Below are 15097 nucleotides of genomic sequence, written 5' to 3' on the forward strand. Positions count from 1 at the left end.
ACCCGGCATCACTGGCTGCTTGTGAGCAGCCAGTGGCACAATGCCTATCCTCACGCGCCTACATCATCCCCTCGTCGCTTCCAACCAAATAGCCTGTTCTCACACAAACCTGCCAGAGCCGCGCAGAGCAGCAAAATATCAGGGTGGGTCGCTAACATCCCTTCGAACATAAAAATGCCACTATTGAGAAACAGATACATGAGCAAGCCCAGTACCGCACCAATGAAGGGACGCGAAAACCAGGTAACAATCACTATCGTCGAGCGATTGAGCGTTGAAAGGAGACTCTCTGAGCTGAGCGCGAGTCTCCCCACAGAGACGATACAACTAATACATCCCCCCAGCAGACCATAGACAAAAACCAGCCAGGGCACCCCCAACAACGTCAGATCGCTACTCAAACCAGAGTTCCCAAAGGTTAGTCCCTGACAGAGCGCGAAAACCAGAATCACCAGGAAGAGCGTTGAGAGATAGCAAGCAAATACTAGAAGCCAGGGCAGCGCATCATAGGCAACACCCGGAAAAGATATCGCGCGAGGGAATAAGGCAGGTGCCTTCCGCACGCCGGTAGTCGAGGGCGCACCATCGAATGCGGCATGCCTTCCCTCCGTATTCAGACGTGTCATGGGCAGGGGAGCACTCATAAAGGAGCGTTCGCGCCCAGGCTCTTTTTTAATCGAGGGTACATCAACCGGTACAAATTGCTCCTGTACATACGACTCGGGAAGCCGTTGCCCGCGCGCGATAGCCGCGATACGCTGCACAAAGAGGGCATTACTCTCCGAAGAGGATAGGCGCAAATGCTGGCGCACACGCTCGGTCGCGATATATGTAATACATGAGATATCTCGCCCCCGATACGACTCATGCACCACCGCTTTGACAGCTTGAAAGAGATGGTGTGGCGCGATAGCCCCATGCGCGGCATCCAGCAACGAAAATTCATCATCCGCTTTGCTCGTCAGGCTACGTGGGACACGATAGAGGACACCCCAGACCTCCGCATGTGTGCCTGCTCCCGGTACAATCGTCGCAATGGTTCGCTTATTACCAGTTAAGCTACCAAAATCGCCCGCAACCGCTCCAATCTGAATCGTATACCCTCGCAGAACGGCGGGACCATACAATAAAGCCTGCCCATCCAGACATTCCGGGCTATTGAGCAGCGTCGCGTCCATTTCTAGAGCATATTCAAAGAGCCAGACAAACTCCTGCTCTTCGCTGACTTCGCTCTCTGAGACTCTTTGCCCAGAGGTGGCGGCTGTCGACTCTCCCTTGGCATCCGTCTCTTCTGGCAAAGGCGGAGCAGCGGGCGCGCTCTCCGGAAAGAATGACGATGGTGGCGGCTCTCCCACCAGCCCATGTTCCGCGAGGTTAAAGCCTCCTCTCGGAGGTCGCGGCGTACTACTGCGTATCACAGATATATCTGAAGCGGTCACCGCTCTCTGGCGAATCTCCTTCTCCATCGGAGCGACACGTTCATGCATGCTATCATCTTGCTGCTTGTCCACAGCACCTCTCCTTCATCCACATGCCCCACTACAAGACAGTCATCTTATAAAAGAAACGGCATTCTCTGGTATCAGAATACAGCTATCACCGCGTTTTACCAAATACATAGGACTACAGGCCTTATCCTCCCTTCTGCTCCTACTCCTTATCCGGAAACCTGAGCGCGCCAGCGCTAGCCGCGCTAGCCGCGCCGTGCCCTCGTATGAGGGTTGGTTTTCGCATAAGAACTTAAGAAGCATCTAAGAAAAGGCGTTGTATAGCACGCTGCACCTCGCTCGCCAGGTCCGCGATAGATGACTGTGTCAGCACTCCACGCTCTGTAATCCAGGCCCCAATGAGATGGGCAGGGGTAACATCAAAGTAGAAGTTTCGCACCTCAACACCAGCCGGAGGCTGGGACCAGACTTCATCCGCGTCTTTCTCCTCAAGCCAATTCTGAAACTCCTTGAAATGGGCTGGATTCGTATCCCAGCGCCTAGGTGAGATCTTGAGCGTCTCCGCCAGGACATAGAGCGGCACTCTATAGCCCTGTGCGGCCCAACCCAACAAAGCACTACCAGCTTTGTTAATCACTGCTCCATCAGCGAGAATGCTATCCGCTCCCAGAGCCACACACTGGCAGAAGGGCAGGAAGAGCGCCGCTTGCGCGTCCGTGAGAAACGTGACAGGTATACCAGCCTCCGTCAATTCCTGTGCCATAGTCCGCCCCTCATAGCGCGGACGCCCCTCTAGCACATATACGCGCTCTATCCCCTGACGACATGCCGTCAAGACCTCTACCAGGGTATGAGAGAGGCTACAGGTCATCACCTGCCCAGACAGCCTCTCCCTGGCAGCTTCAGCGATTCTCTTGGTCGCTGTGTCGTACTCAGCCAGAAACCCACTCGCACGACGCGCGACCTCGGATGGCTCTTCCGTATCCAGAATACGACTCATAGCACTCGCTAGAGCCGACATAGCCGGACGCGCACTCGCGATCTTGCGTCCGGCATCTCGCAAGTCCGGCGCGGTAATCGAGGGCCCTGAAGCCATCTCACGCACCAGCAAAATCGCTTCTCGTACGAGCCAGCGCGACCCATGATCTCGATCCCCCACGATCTGTTCAATGCGCTTGCCGAATGTCTGCATCTCTTCCTCCTGCTCATATGCCAGTATATAGTTATCACATATTCTAGAGACATTTTATGTTATTGTATGTATAGATGCCCAACCTCGAAAGCAGTTCTATGATGTGCACTGAGGCACACAGGAGGAGTACATTTATGGCAATGCACATGCCGAGAGAGGCTGTCATCGTTGAAGCAGTACGAACACCCGTAGGCAAACGCAACGGACAACTCAAAGACTGGCATCCCGTTGACCTGATGGGATACGTTCTGGCTGCGCTTGTTGAGCGCACCACGTTAGATACCACCCTGATCGAAGATGTCATTCTAGGCTGCGTTAGTCAGGTTGGCGAACAAAGTCTGAATGTTGCGCGCAATGCGGCCCTGGCAGCTGGTTTTCCTGAGAGCGTTCCCGGCACTACCGTAGATCGACAGTGCGGCTCCAGCCAGCAGGCCATCCATTTCGCGGCTCAGGGTGTCATCAGTGGCGCATATGATATTGTGATCGCAGGCGGCGTAGAGTCGATGACACGCGTCCCCATGGGGGCTTCTAGCCAGGGTCCAGGCGCGCCCTTCGGACCAATGATGAGCGCACGCTATGAACATAAACTCGTTCATCAAGGCATCAGCGCGGATATGATCGCGCGCAAGTGGGAAATAAGTCGCCAGAAGCTAGACGAGTACAGTCTTGAAAGCCATCGCCGCGCAGCGCAAGCCACTGAGGAAGGGCGTTTCACCACACAGGTTATCCCTATTCCGACCCGCCAATCAGATGGCGATACACCTATCTTTAGTAAAGACGAGGGTATCCGCTTCGACACCAGCCTGGAGAAACTGGCAAATCTGCAACCCGCCTTCAACCCCCAGGGCATTATTACCGCTGGGAACTCTTCTCAGATTAGTGACGGGGCCGCCGCGCTCTTGATTATGGAGCGACGGGTCGCCGAACGCCTAGGCTATACGCCAAGAGCCCGCTTCCTCTCCTTCGCGCTCACCGGAGACAGCCCCATCTATATGCTGACAGCGCCCATTCCAGCTACCCGCAAAGCGCTTGATAAAGCGGGACTGAGCCTGAACGACATTGATCTGATTGAGATCAACGAAGCCTTCGCCAGCGTTGTCCTGGCCTGGCAACACGAAACAGGAGCAGACCTAGCCAGAGTCAATGTCAACGGTGGAGCCATCGCCATCGGTCATCCATTGGGCGCATCCGGCGCGCGCCTGACCACCGTGCTACTGCATGAGTTAGAGCGGCGGCAAGCTCGCTATGGTCTACAAACAATTTGCGAGGGCGGCGGCATGGCAAACGCTATGGTGATCGAACGTCTCTCATAGCCCAATAGTTGCCCCTCATCCTAGTCATAGTTGCGGTGAGTGATAGAATACTATCCAATGATAGATGATCACCCATATGACAAGGATAGAAGCGCCCATGCATGCACAAGATACGGACGATTGGATTGTTACGGAGGAAGGTCTCTATGTCGCTACACGCGGCTTTCTGATTCGTCGCGGTTATTGTTGCGCAAGTCGCTGCCGCAACTGTCCTTATATCAATTGGCGCGAAAATCCCGAGTGGGAACCCGTACCCGAGACGGAGGTACAGCACGCGCGGGTAGCCTCACGCTCGCTCGCCGCTGCCCGCTTCCTTCTCAAACAACATGAAGAGGCGCTTCAACACAACAACCCTACCAACCATGACTACCATCAGCGCATGGCCCAGCACTACCGCGCCCTCCTCACCCACTGGAAAGAACGCTAAAAACCATCATATATAGCCGCGTCGCTTTAGCAGCGGCACCTATACATACACATCGACCCGCATATGTCGTCGTGGCGACATATGCGGGTCGATACTTCTCTACTTGACCTTCTTAAACCGTAACGAAGGCGACACCAGGATAGGCCGGGTACGAGAAATCCCAGTAGGAGAGGATACCAAAGCCACCTCCACCAGCATACCAGTTGTAGTTACTGGTATGGACCGTGCCATCGGAATTGATCGACTCCACAATGGCGACGTGACCGTAACCACCCGCGCCCTGCACACCGGGCTGAAGCACCAGGATCGAGCCAACAGTTGGTTGCGCCGAGACTTTCCAACCATAGGCTTGCGCCTGTCCCAGCCACTCCCAGGCATTACCTAGCCAGGGAACCCAAACTCCATGCAATTGATGGAAGCGATACGCGGCCCAGTACGTACACTGGCCCTGGAAAAAACGGTTCCCGGTCCCACCCAGGGCCGGACCACCATTCACACCTGGATACGTCTGGTTACCCGCATCATATCCATCCTGGGTCACGGCTGTCGCGGTCGCCGCCTGTTCAGGGAGGAGCGCTGTATTGTTACCTTTGGAATCTTTTATATTGAAGATAATATTCAGGATGCCATTTGGTCCTCCCTTAGCGGGAGCCTGCGTGGCAGTAACAGCTAATAGAGTACCACCCATAATAATTAAAAGAAGCGCAGTCACCGCCACATGGATGACCACACGCCTTCCCTTGGGTGGTCGAAACCCCAGGGCACTCTTTCCAGTCCCTTTAATCACCACTGGCTGACGCAAGGCCGTCGTATTGCTTCGCATCACTGGCAAATGACCAGTAGTCGTATCAAGTGTGAGCTGACGTGTTACGCGTGGATGGCTATCCGTCCCATCAAATACAACTCCGCTGACACCAGGCCTTGCAATCGGACCCGTTTGCGAATACCCAACATCTCCCGGTGCTGCATCCCCTTGAATTGGGGCACCAGTCGCAGCGGGGCTTTCAGGAAAGGGAAGCTGTTCCATAGGCGTGTCCGAGCCTGCAAAGCCCGACGCGAATGGGCTACCCTCTCGATACTGCTGTGACACGCTATTTGGCTTCTGATCAATCGACGACATACAATATTTCCTTTATCCTTCAACTGACGTTGCACTGTTGCTTATTCGATGTTATGGTATTTCAGCACCTTTCTTGAATGTACCTGAGGTTCTCCCGTTGGGTCAAGTTGACCATGAATGTGTAGGACCATCTGCCTACAAACACGCTCATACCTTTACCCATGACCCGTAACACAGCAAATAAAAGAGAGCACACATAGAACGCCGACTAAAGCTCAGCAATCTATATGCGCATTCCAAATACCCCGGACGCTTCACCCTCGCCTCATTCTCCCCTCATCACCTACAAGGCCCTAGAGTCAATAGATGTCGCCAGGTTTGCCTTCGGCAAACCTGGCGACATCTATTGACTCTACGAAGCGCTTTAGCGCTGAGAAGTGAAAACTGTCCCTAAACAGAACAAAACAATCCCCCAAAAAGCGGTATAAGCAGATACTTCAACTAAGGAGGATACGCTATAATAAGAAAGGCAATCTACAGCACAGCCATAACTCTTTATTCTCACTCAAGCGCTTGGACTCAATGCCTAGCCTCCGCCTATGCAGCGGCAAGCTCGCACTCAGGCCATAAAATATAGTAGATATCACGCTCTCGCTGTGCTCACCATTATTACAGCAATGCGCATCTTGAGTTCCTATATGTAGGCGCAGAGCTTTAGCCTGCGCTGGCTCACCCAGCACATAGCCTGCTCGCCCAGTCCTCAATGATTGGCGCATCGCTCTAGGAGCAAATGCATGACAGCTTTCATACGCCGCTATGTAGCCCTGTTGCTTCTTGCTCTGCTGCTTACCGCCTGCTCAAGCACCGGTTTGACGCAGAGCGTAGATGGAGGCACGCCCACAGCCACCACGGCAACACACGGGCCTGGCTTTCAGACCAAACCCATACTACAATGCCCAGGAATTCTGGCGGATTATCAGGGCTGTATTACCCCATATGCGCTACGCAAAGCCTATGATGTAGAGTCACTTACAAACCAGGGCTTTACAGGCAAGGGACAGACTGTCGTCGTCATCGTCTCCTTTGGCAGTCCAACACTCCAACAAGACCTCGACACTTTCAGTAAGCAGTTTGGTCTCCCCTCAACTCGCCTCCAAATCCTCTCACCACTGGGAACCGTCCCATTCAATAATCAGGACAAGGACATGGTAGGCTGGGCGATAGAGACAACCCTGGACGTGCAGATTATTCATGCCCTGGCTCCTGAAGCCAATATTGTCGTGATGACCAGTCCGGTCAGCGAAACGCAAGGAACACAGGGTCTCCCCGAATTCATGAAGTTAGAGCAATATGCTGTCGATCATAAATTAGGACAGATTTTTTCTCAAAGCTGGGCCGCCTCTGAAGCAACGCTCACTGATGAGGCTGGGCAAAAACTCATTCAATCATACGCGGACTTTTACAAACGGGCCACGCTTGAGCATAACTGGACTATTCTGACTGGCTCAGGCGACCAGGGCGCGACCGATTACGCCGATCTTAAATCAACCCAACTTGTCGGCAGGCGCAATGTGACCTTCCCTGCCGATGTTCCCTGGGTCACGGCGGTCGGCGGTACTACTCTCCAACGGACAGGAACAACATATAGCGAACAGGCCTGGACTGGCAGTGGCGGTGGCTTCAGCACCTTCTTTGCCCAACCAGACTATCAGCGAAACCTGACGCAGTCCGGTGGCAAGCGTGGCCTTCCCGATATCGCCGCCAGTGCGGACCCCGCCTCTGGCATGGCTTTTTACTACAATAAAAATTGGTCTTTGGCAGGCGGCACCAGCGCCAGTACGCCTCTATGGGCTGGCCTGATAGCCGTGGCGAATCAGATTGCTGGCAAACCACTGGGCTTTATCAACCCAAAGCTCTATCAGCTTGCACAGGGCGCAAACGCCCAGCAAAACTTTCGGGATATTACGCTTGGAAACAACAGTAATCGTAGTACCATGGGCGGCATCACCGTCAATGTAGAAGGCTTTCAGGCAGGGCCTGGATGGGATGCGGTCACAGGACTGGGAACTCCCAAAGCCCCCTCTCTCTTGCGTAATCTGGCAGCGGCGACACAATAGATAGAAGGAGTAGCAATGCGCTTATCGCGAACACACCTGGCATCATGGCGATATGTCTGTATACTTATACTGCTCGGGATGCTGCTGGCATCCTGTAGCGTTAATAACCCTTTCACCGGCCTATCGGGCCAGGATAGCACCTCGCAGCCCAAATTGGTCAATGCCAGCACTACCTGCCCTGAGGATCTCAAGCAGGTCACCAGTTGTTTGACCCCCTACAGTATGCGCCAGATCTATGGCATCCAATCACTCATAGATAAGGGCTATACAGGCAAAGGGCAGACCATCATCGATATCGTCTCCTTTGGTAGCCCTACGCTCAAGAAGGATCTCGACGTTTTTAGCAAACAGTTTGGCTTGCCACCCGCGAATGTCGAGGTTATCGCGCCCCTCAATATTCCTGAATCTGATCCTCACGGTGATAAGTCAGGCTGGGCCGATGAGACCTCCCTTGATGTCCAGATCATTCATGCTCTGGCACCCGAAGCTAAAATTGTCGTCCTGCAAAGCCCGGTAGCCGAGACGCAGGGCACGATTGGCCTCCCAGAGTTTCGTCAGCTTGAGCAGTACGTCATCGATCACAATGTGGGGGCGATTGTCTCCCAGAGTTGGGGCGCGTCAGAACTAACACTCAATGACGCTACTGGACAACAGGAGCTTCAGAAATGGGACGCCCTGCTCCAAGAGGGCACAACCCGTAAGGGCATTACCTACTTCAGTTCTTCCGGCGACCACGGCGCGACCGATTACGCCGATCTTGATAGTAAACACCTTGGCAATGTTCCAGCGACCAGTTTCGCCGCCTCTTCACCCTGGATTACCAGCGTAGGTGGCACCAGCGTCCGTCAATCCGCCGGGCACGCCACAACGGCTAGCGAACGCGCCTGGAACGGTAGCGGCGGTGGCTTCAGTAGCATCTTTAAGATGCCCAGCTACCAGCAGTCGCTCCCAGGTGATGTCCAACAACAATTCCAGGGGCGGCGTGGCGTTCCTGATGTGTCAGGTGATGCCGATCCTTATACCGGTTTGGCTTTTTACCAGAACGGGGTATGGAACATGGCCGGCGGCACCAGCGCCAGCGCTCCCGTCTGGGCCGCTGTCATGGCCCTGGCTAACCAGATGGCAGGTCGCCCGCTCGGCTTCATTAACCCGACCCTGTATAAGCTGGCTCAGTCGCCACAATACAACCAGCTCTTTAACGACATCACCGTAGGCAATAACAACAATCAGGCCGCGAACGTAAAAGGCTATCCCGCCGTCAAAGGCTGGGATGCGGTCACCGGCCTTGGCACGCCTCGCGTCGATAAACTCGTCCCCGCCCTCGTCGACGCCATGAAAAAATCCTCATAAACTGCGTAAATAGAGAGCCAGTTGCTTGTAAGCATCCGCTCACAAGCAACTGGCTCTCTTCCCCCATATGTAGCCGCGTCGCTTCAGCAGCGGCATTCCCTACACCTTCACCCCTTGCGCTTTTAAGCCTACCGCGCTATGCTAAACATACATTCAATATTCTTCAGGGAGAGCACGCATGCAGATACAGATTATGCTTATTCTTGGCGTCATTATCGCACTCACGGGCTCGCTCATCCTCGGCATCATGAGTTGGCGGGGCCGTCGCCTTGTCGCTAGCACACCTGTCACACAAACTGACGCCCCCGACGACCTATCGCCCGCCCTCAGTGGCATGCTGCTCGCCGTCAATCCGATGCCCGGCTGGAAACAAGTTCTAGCAACCCTATTCGATCTCGCGAACAGAGGCATGCTCAGTTTTACCGAGATTACCAGCCCCAACCCCAGGGACGAAAAGCACTTTATTATCAAAAAACGAGCCAGCACCTCTCCCCTCTCAGGACACGAAGAGGGCCTGCTCCAGACGCTCTTTCCTACAGAGGAGACTGAGCTTCCTTTTACCCAACTCTCCAAAGCCTACAAGCGAAATACAACGCCCTTCACAGAGCCTCTCAAACAAGAGCTTGGTAAACGCAGCTTCCTCGACCCACAACGTCAGCGCTTGCGCCAGCGCTTCAGCACAATCAGCTTGATCCTCTTCTTGTTCTCCCTCCTCGGCATCATCGCGAGTCTGTTTATCGGCACCACCTCAACCGCCTGGCTGATCGTCTTTCCGGCTCTGGGACTCCTGTCTGTGTGTATGGTTGCCTTCTTCCTGATGACCTATTACTCCCCACTAAGCGAGCGTGGTACACAGGCAGCACGCGCTAGCTGGAGCTTTAGCGAGCACCTACTCAACATCGCTTCAAAGTCTTCTCATACTCCCTCCTCGCCAGACCTCTTTGAGCACTACCTACCTTTCGCAACCAGCTATGGTCTCCTCAAACCCTGGATACGCTACTTCCGCAAGCAAGCCCCGGACCACATTCCATCCTGGTTTGAAACTACCAGCACTACCCCTGCCCAAAGCTTCATAGCCTTCACCGCTATCACCCTCGCCGCCTATACCACCGGCAATACCAGCAGCGGCCCCTCGCCTCTCTCCTCCCCAACCACCCCCAACAAAACCAAATAACCCTCACATATGTAGCCGCGTCGCTTCAGCAGCGGCATTCCACTAATTCTTCATTCCAATCAATTTATTCAATATAATATATAGAACTTGACATGACTACACTTCATGCAATACACTTTTATTATGACACATCCTGACACATCATATATATAGTGTTTCCAGGAGGTTCGCATGTCACAAACCATTGATGAGCTCTATCCCCGCCCCTCAATGAACTTCACTAACATCTCTGAATTCATGCACTCTTCAAGCTTATCTCCACAGTGGATTATCTCCAATTTGCTCCCCATCGGGCTCACCCTTCTCTCTGGCAGTAAGCACTCCGGTAAAACCTCCCTCGCCATGCACCTCGCTCTCGACATCGCCACCGGAACCAATCCTCTCAACTCTCGCTCGTCCTTACTCCATGAAGATGAGCAGCCCTATCGGGCCAACGTTGGGCACGTCTACTACCTCGCCCTCGATAGCTCCCGTCCACAGTTAGAAGAGATGACAGGTCGTCTCCTCCAGACTCGCTCGCTCGAACATCCTCCCAGACTGGAGATCACCAATACCTTCCCACCTCTTACACCCAAGGATGGCTTGCTGCTGCTTGAAGCCATGCTCTCTACGCTCCCTAACGTCCGTCTGCTTGTAGTTGACAATCTTGCCTGCCTGCGTAAACTCTTCAAGGGCAACGATCATGAATTGCTTGACCTGCTACGTCGCCTCACTGAGCAGCACCAAATAGGCATCATGGTACTGCATTCCGGCAAACCGTCCACGCCCATCTCCGCGCACTTTGATCACCACTTGCACATCTCGCGTTTACCCATTCACAACTATTACCGTCTCGACACTATGTACCGCAATATGCGACCCGCCAGCCATCTGCTCTATAGCCCATCCGAAACCATTGATTTCCGCTTTGCCACCCTCCAGGAAGTCACCGCCTTGGGCGCACTCAGCGCGCACAAAGCTCTGACCACTGAACGCCTGGTTGTCCTCAATCTGCTACGAGGCTGCGACACTGATCTCACGCCTCTCCAAATCGCCACCACCCTTAAACTCGATTATGATTGCACACGTCAGCTACTCTTCAAAATGGTCAAAAGCAGCCTGCTAACAATCACCGAACGAGGGCACTACGCTATCCATCCCTTTATCCGCTGCCTCTTGCCTACTCTGCTAGAGTACTCACCTCTCATGCCCCAATTTACCCTCGATGATATCCCACCTGCCGATACCTACACAGAAGATGATTCCGCGACCGCTCACAATGGGCACGCACCAGGTGACGCTTCTCCAACTCATCGCCATTCCCCCTTATCCAACAAAGCGCCTCGCCACAAAGCTCTCCCATCATCATACGATTCCGCGACCGCTCACAATTTCTTACCTGGCTTCATAGCCAATAACCAGGCACCACATCAGCATCACACGCCACCAGATCAGATATAAGTGCTCACCCACACATTATTCGCACCTTTACAACCACATAACATAAGGAGCATCCATCTACATGGCGCGATTCTGCTTTTGGGAAAAAAACTTACAAAATGAGGGCTGTTTCTGTCCCCCTTCGACTGTATACTTAGCTCATAAGAAACATTAAAGCAGGAAGAAGGAGAGAAACACCATGAGCAACATACAGATGAAGATCGAATTGATTTCCGTTCCCGTCACAGACATTGACCGCGCGAAGACCTTCTATACAGAGTTAATCGGTTTTCATGCCGACCACGACCATCGGGTGAATGAGCATCTACGCTTCGTTCAATTGACCCCTCCCGGTTCGGCCTGCTCCATTTGCCTTGGTGAAGGCATCACAAACATGCAACCAGGAACTATGGAAAGTATCACAATGGTCGTGTCGGATGCTCAAGCCGCCCGCGAAGAACTACTGAAGCGTGGTGCTCCAGTCAGCGAGGTTGACGTTCAGCCCTGGGGAAACTTCGTCTACTTCAGCGACCCTGACGGCAACAAATGGGCGCTCCAGGAACTCCCCAAACGTGGCTAACCAGCCCCCACCAAAAACAAAAATGGCCGTGCAATCACCACGATTGCACGACCGCTCACAACCCATATGTAGCCGCGTCGCTTTCGTGCCGCTGCTAAAGCGACGCAGCTACATATAGAGGGGAGATTAGGTACGTGAGTGTATATAAACGTCATCTGCAACCGACATCGCACTCACATTCACAAATCCCATCACCTTATGTGAATGTTGAGCTTGCACCGCCACCATTGACAATCCATCACCCCGCACGATACCCATATGTAGCCGCGTCGCTTTAGCAGCGGCCCCCTACAACAATCCTTGCTTATACGCCAGCTCAGCGTTCAGAATCGAGCCGCCAGCCGCGCCACGGATTGTATTATGCGCCAGAGCCACAAAGCGATAGCTAAGTACCGGACACGGACGTAGCCGCCCCAGCGTGGTACTCATCCCCTTGCCCGCGTCCCGGTCGCGCAAAGTCTGAGGCCGATCCAGCTCACGACGATAAATCAACGCCTGCTCAGGGGCCGTGGGCAAACCCAACTCTTGAGGCAGTGGGCGATAGCTCTCCCACACAGCGATAATCTCCTCAGGGCTCGCCTCGCGCTCAAGCTCCACACTCGCGCATTCCAGATGACCCTCGCGCGTAGGAACACGCGTACAGTGCGCGCTCACAGCAATTGGTGCGTCCACAAAGCCTTCGCCCTCGCGCCACGTCCCCAGCATCTTGCGCGTCTCAATCTCCAGCTTCTCTTCCTCACCCCCAATATAAGGGATAATGTTATCGAGAATGTCATACGACGATACACCAGGATAGCCCGCGCCTGAGATCGCTTGCAGCGTTGTGAGCAAGACCTTGCGCATACCAAAAGCCTCCTGCAACGGCTTGAGCGCCATCACCAGAGGTGTCGCCGAACAATTGGCATTGGTGATGATAAAACCAGGCCAACCGCGCTGCTTGCGCTGATAGGCAACAGCCTCAATATGCCCGGCATTGACCTCTGGAATAAGCAAGGGCACATCGGCTGCCATACGGTGATTCTTGGCATTACTAAAGACCGCCACGCCCGCTCGCGCGAACTGCTCCTCAACCTCGCCTGCGACCTCACCCGGCAGGGCCGAAAACGCGATTTTTACCTCTGGAAGCGCTTCTGGCCTACAGGGTTGGACTGGTAGCGAGGCCACCTCGGCAGGCATATCGCTATTGGGCAAACGCCAACGCGTCGCCTCCGCGTAAGGGCGTCCACCATGCTGTTCCGAAGCAGCCAGCGCGACAATCTCAAACCAGGGATGGCCCTGCAAAAGTTCGATAAAGCGCTGCCCAACCATGCCAGTTGCACCCAGGATAGCGACCGGGATACGCGTATGTGTGTGCGTCGTCATAATCTCTTCCTATCTTTGAAAGACCTTCTCCTTACAGAACCCCTGAGCGCGCCGTGCCCCCGAATGGGGTCAGCGCTAGCCGCGAGAGAGGCGCCGTGCCCTCGTATGAGGGTTGGGGTTCGCATAAGACCTCAGGCGCGAGAAGTGGTTGGCTGGCGTGGCGCCTGCTTCTCGGGATGCGCGGAACGTACAAGAGGGATGACCGGAGCGATCAATTCGCGATGCAGGCTCCGTAACGCTCGCTCGCTCGCACTGTCCTCTACAATCAGCGTAATACCTAGCTCTGATGAGCCCTGCGCGATGAGCGAAATCCGTTCGTGGGCCAGGGCCGCCACAGCGTGCGCTGGACTCATTGGGTCCGAGACAAAGCCAGAACCAATACAGGCACAGGCTGCCAGGCCGAGACGGCAACGCACGGTCCAGTCACCCCTATCCTCCTGTAAGGCCTTGAGAATCGATTCCACTCGCTCTTCCTCTACCGCAAAGGAGAGATGGTGTCCCGAAGAGGAGCAGATGGCGATGGGGGCGGCTCCAACGCGTGCGGCTAGCTCAAAAACATGTCCCGCGTTCTCGGACGCGCCAAAGAGATTTGTGCTTTCCATCGTAATCAGTGCCAGCCGTCGTCGCACAGTAATCGCGCGCGCGCCACTCAGACCACTGACCCCACTCTTGACTGGTCCCACAACGGTTCCCCGCAGATGCGGACGGAAGGTATTACGCACCCGCACAGGAATGTTGCGATGGGCAATAGGGATCAACGTTCGTGGATGTAAGACCTTCGCCCCGAACCAGGAGAGGCGCGCCGCCTCCGCGTAGCTCAGGTGCGTCAGCAGACGCGTATTCGCGATCAAGCGGGGGTCCGCTGTCAGCACACCATCCACATCCGTATAGATCGAGACTTCCTGACAATCCAGGGCCGCGCCAATGACCGTTGCCGAGTAATCTGAACCATTGCGACCCAGCGTCGTGACATACCCCGTTACCGTACGCCCCATGAAACCTGCCGCGATAGGAATGATCTCACGCTCAAGCAAGGGATCTATCAGGGCATGCGCGTTCTCCGCCGTCTCCTTCGGTAAAGGTTCGGCCCCCTCCACAACGCCAAAGGGGAGGCTTCCATCACTCGTCTGGGGATGCGTTGTCAGGATAATCTCTTTGCGTACTGCTTCCGCGTGCTCCCCTAATTCATTGATAGCCGCTGATACAAGCAGGACCGAGAGACGTTCGCCATAAGAAGCAACGGCGGCGGTTCGTAGCGTGGTATCCAATCCTTGTTGCGCCACCGACATCAAAGCCTTTACGTCGTGCTCCAGGTCATCAAGCACCTGAAGCAGATCACCAAGCAGTTGCGCCTGGCGCTCACGATCAGCCGCAACCTCCGCTGCGGCATCAAAATGTTTCTGTCTGAGTTGCTTGAGCTCTAGCGTGCAGTCGTCGTACGCCCCGATGCAGGCCTGGCGAGCAATACGCAACAACTGGTCGGTAATCCCCGACATCGCTGAAACGACCACCACCGGCCACGGAGTCTCCTGTCCAGCGCGAGCATCGCGAGCGTGTTGCGCAACAATCTGCGCAACCTGCCGGATTCGCTCTCCACTGCCAACCGAGGTTCCACCAAATTTAAGGACGCCAACTGCATGTCTCATATCTGTCTC

Annotated in this window: 12 protein-coding genes; 7 read left to right on the forward strand and 5 right to left on the reverse strand. The window is 54.6% G+C overall.

The annotated features are described in order from the left end of the window. Positions 1 to 50: 50 nt before the first annotated feature. Together K3T82_RS07950 and K3T82_RS07955 are read right to left on the reverse strand one after the other, a co-directional pair. Entirely contained in the window at positions 51 to 1511 is a 1461-nt protein-coding gene (locus K3T82_RS07950) for a gamma-glutamylcyclotransferase family protein (protein ID WP_220192945.1), read from the reverse strand. 229 nt (positions 1512 to 1740) lie between these two features. Continuing rightward, positions 1741 to 2640, reverse strand: coding sequence for an eIF2B alpha/beta/delta subunit family protein (locus K3T82_RS07955; RefSeq protein ID WP_220192946.1), 900 nt, complete (start codon positions 2638 to 2640; stop codon positions 1741 to 1743). 140 nt (positions 2641 to 2780) lie between these two features. Here K3T82_RS07955 and K3T82_RS07960 point away from each other — a divergent pair, with 140 nt between their 5' ends. Beyond that, complete coding sequence (locus tag K3T82_RS07960) at positions 2781 to 3953, forward strand: thiolase family protein (RefSeq protein WP_420799296.1); 1173 nt, start codon at positions 2781 to 2783, stop codon at positions 3951 to 3953. 97 nt (positions 3954 to 4050) lie between these two features. Next, positions 4051 to 4380 (forward strand): DUF5522 domain-containing protein, encoded by a 330-nt coding sequence (locus tag K3T82_RS07965; RefSeq protein ID WP_220192948.1) that lies wholly within the window; start codon positions 4051 to 4053, stop codon positions 4378 to 4380. 112 nt (positions 4381 to 4492) lie between these two features. On the opposite strand, the gene K3T82_RS07970 is transcribed toward K3T82_RS07965, so the two are convergent. Beyond that, entirely contained in the window at positions 4493 to 5500 is a 1008-nt protein-coding gene (locus tag K3T82_RS07970; RefSeq protein WP_220192949.1) for a CHAP domain-containing protein, read from the reverse strand. 734 nt (positions 5501 to 6234) lie between these two features. Between K3T82_RS07970 and K3T82_RS07975 the strand changes: the two genes are divergently transcribed. From K3T82_RS07975 to K3T82_RS07995, 5 genes are all read left to right on the forward strand, one after another. Further along, positions 6235 to 7557, forward strand: a complete 1323-nt coding sequence (locus K3T82_RS07975) for a S53 family peptidase (RefSeq protein WP_220192950.1) — start codon at positions 6235 to 6237, stop codon at positions 7555 to 7557. Positions 7558 to 7572: 15 nt separating this feature from the next. Then, positions 7573 to 8907 (forward strand): S53 family peptidase, encoded by a 1335-nt coding sequence (locus tag K3T82_RS07980; protein WP_220192951.1) that lies wholly within the window; start codon positions 7573 to 7575, stop codon positions 8905 to 8907. A 178-nt stretch (positions 8908 to 9085) separates the two neighbouring features. After that, positions 9086 to 10081 carry a DUF2207 family protein gene (locus K3T82_RS07985; protein ID WP_220192952.1) on the forward strand — a complete coding sequence of 332 codons (996 nt, stop codon included), beginning with the start codon at positions 9086 to 9088 and terminating at the stop codon, positions 10079 to 10081. A 171-nt stretch (positions 10082 to 10252) separates the two neighbouring features. Beyond that, positions 10253 to 11521: an AAA family ATPase gene (locus K3T82_RS07990; protein WP_220192953.1), complete on the forward strand. Its 1269-nt coding sequence runs from the start codon at positions 10253 to 10255 to the stop codon at positions 11519 to 11521. Positions 11522 to 11699: 178 nt separating this feature from the next. After that, the gene (locus K3T82_RS07995) at positions 11700 to 12080 is read left to right on the forward strand and encodes a glyoxalase superfamily protein (protein ID WP_220192954.1); all 381 of its coding nucleotides are present in this window, start codon (positions 11700 to 11702) and stop codon (positions 12078 to 12080) included. A gap of 288 nt (positions 12081 to 12368) precedes the next feature. Here K3T82_RS07995 and asd read toward each other — a convergent pair whose 3' ends face one another. Continuing rightward, complete coding sequence (gene asd, locus K3T82_RS08000; RefSeq protein WP_220192955.1) at positions 12369 to 13442, reverse strand: aspartate-semialdehyde dehydrogenase; 1074 nt, start codon at positions 13440 to 13442, stop codon at positions 12369 to 12371. Positions 13443 to 13573: 131 nt separating this feature from the next. After that, positions 13574 to 15088 carry an aspartate kinase gene (locus K3T82_RS08005; protein WP_220192956.1) on the reverse strand — a complete coding sequence of 505 codons (1515 nt, stop codon included), beginning with the start codon at positions 15086 to 15088 and terminating at the stop codon, positions 13574 to 13576. Between the last annotated feature and the right edge of the window lie 9 nt (positions 15089 to 15097).

The sequence above is a fragment of the Ktedonospora formicarum genome (assembly GCF_016587355.1).
Classification (GTDB): domain Bacteria; phylum Chloroflexota; class Ktedonobacteria; order Ktedonobacterales; family Ktedonobacteraceae; genus Ktedonobacter; species Ktedonobacter formicarum.

Excerpts from the sequence above, each read along its gene's own strand:
- K3T82_RS07955 (WP_220192946.1), bottom strand. The coding sequence starts at position 2,640 with ATGCAGACATTCGGCAAGCGCATTGAACAGATCGTGGGGGATCGAGAT.
- K3T82_RS07960 (WP_420799296.1), top strand. The coding sequence starts at position 2,781 with ATGCACATGCCGAGAGAGGCTGTCATCGTTGAAGCAGTACGAACACCC.
- K3T82_RS07965 (WP_220192948.1), top strand. The coding sequence starts at position 4,051 with ATGCATGCACAAGATACGGACGATTGGATTGTTACGGAGGAAGGTCTC.
- K3T82_RS07970 (WP_220192949.1), bottom strand. The coding sequence starts at position 5,500 with ATGTCGTCGATTGATCAGAAGCCAAATAGCGTGTCACAGCAGTATCGA.
- K3T82_RS07975 (WP_220192950.1), top strand. The coding sequence starts at position 6,235 with ATGACAGCTTTCATACGCCGCTATGTAGCCCTGTTGCTTCTTGCTCTG.
- K3T82_RS07980 (WP_220192951.1), top strand. The coding sequence starts at position 7,573 with ATGCGCTTATCGCGAACACACCTGGCATCATGGCGATATGTCTGTATA.
- K3T82_RS07985 (WP_220192952.1), top strand. The coding sequence starts at position 9,086 with ATGCAGATACAGATTATGCTTATTCTTGGCGTCATTATCGCACTCACG.
- K3T82_RS07990 (WP_220192953.1), top strand. The coding sequence starts at position 10,253 with ATGTCACAAACCATTGATGAGCTCTATCCCCGCCCCTCAATGAACTTC.
- K3T82_RS07995 (WP_220192954.1), top strand. The coding sequence starts at position 11,700 with ATGAGCAACATACAGATGAAGATCGAATTGATTTCCGTTCCCGTCACA.
- asd (WP_220192955.1), bottom strand. The coding sequence starts at position 13,442 with ATGACGACGCACACACATACGCGTATCCCGGTCGCTATCCTGGGTGCA.
- K3T82_RS08005 (WP_220192956.1), bottom strand. The coding sequence starts at position 15,088 with ATGAGACATGCAGTTGGCGTCCTTAAATTTGGTGGAACCTCGGTTGGC.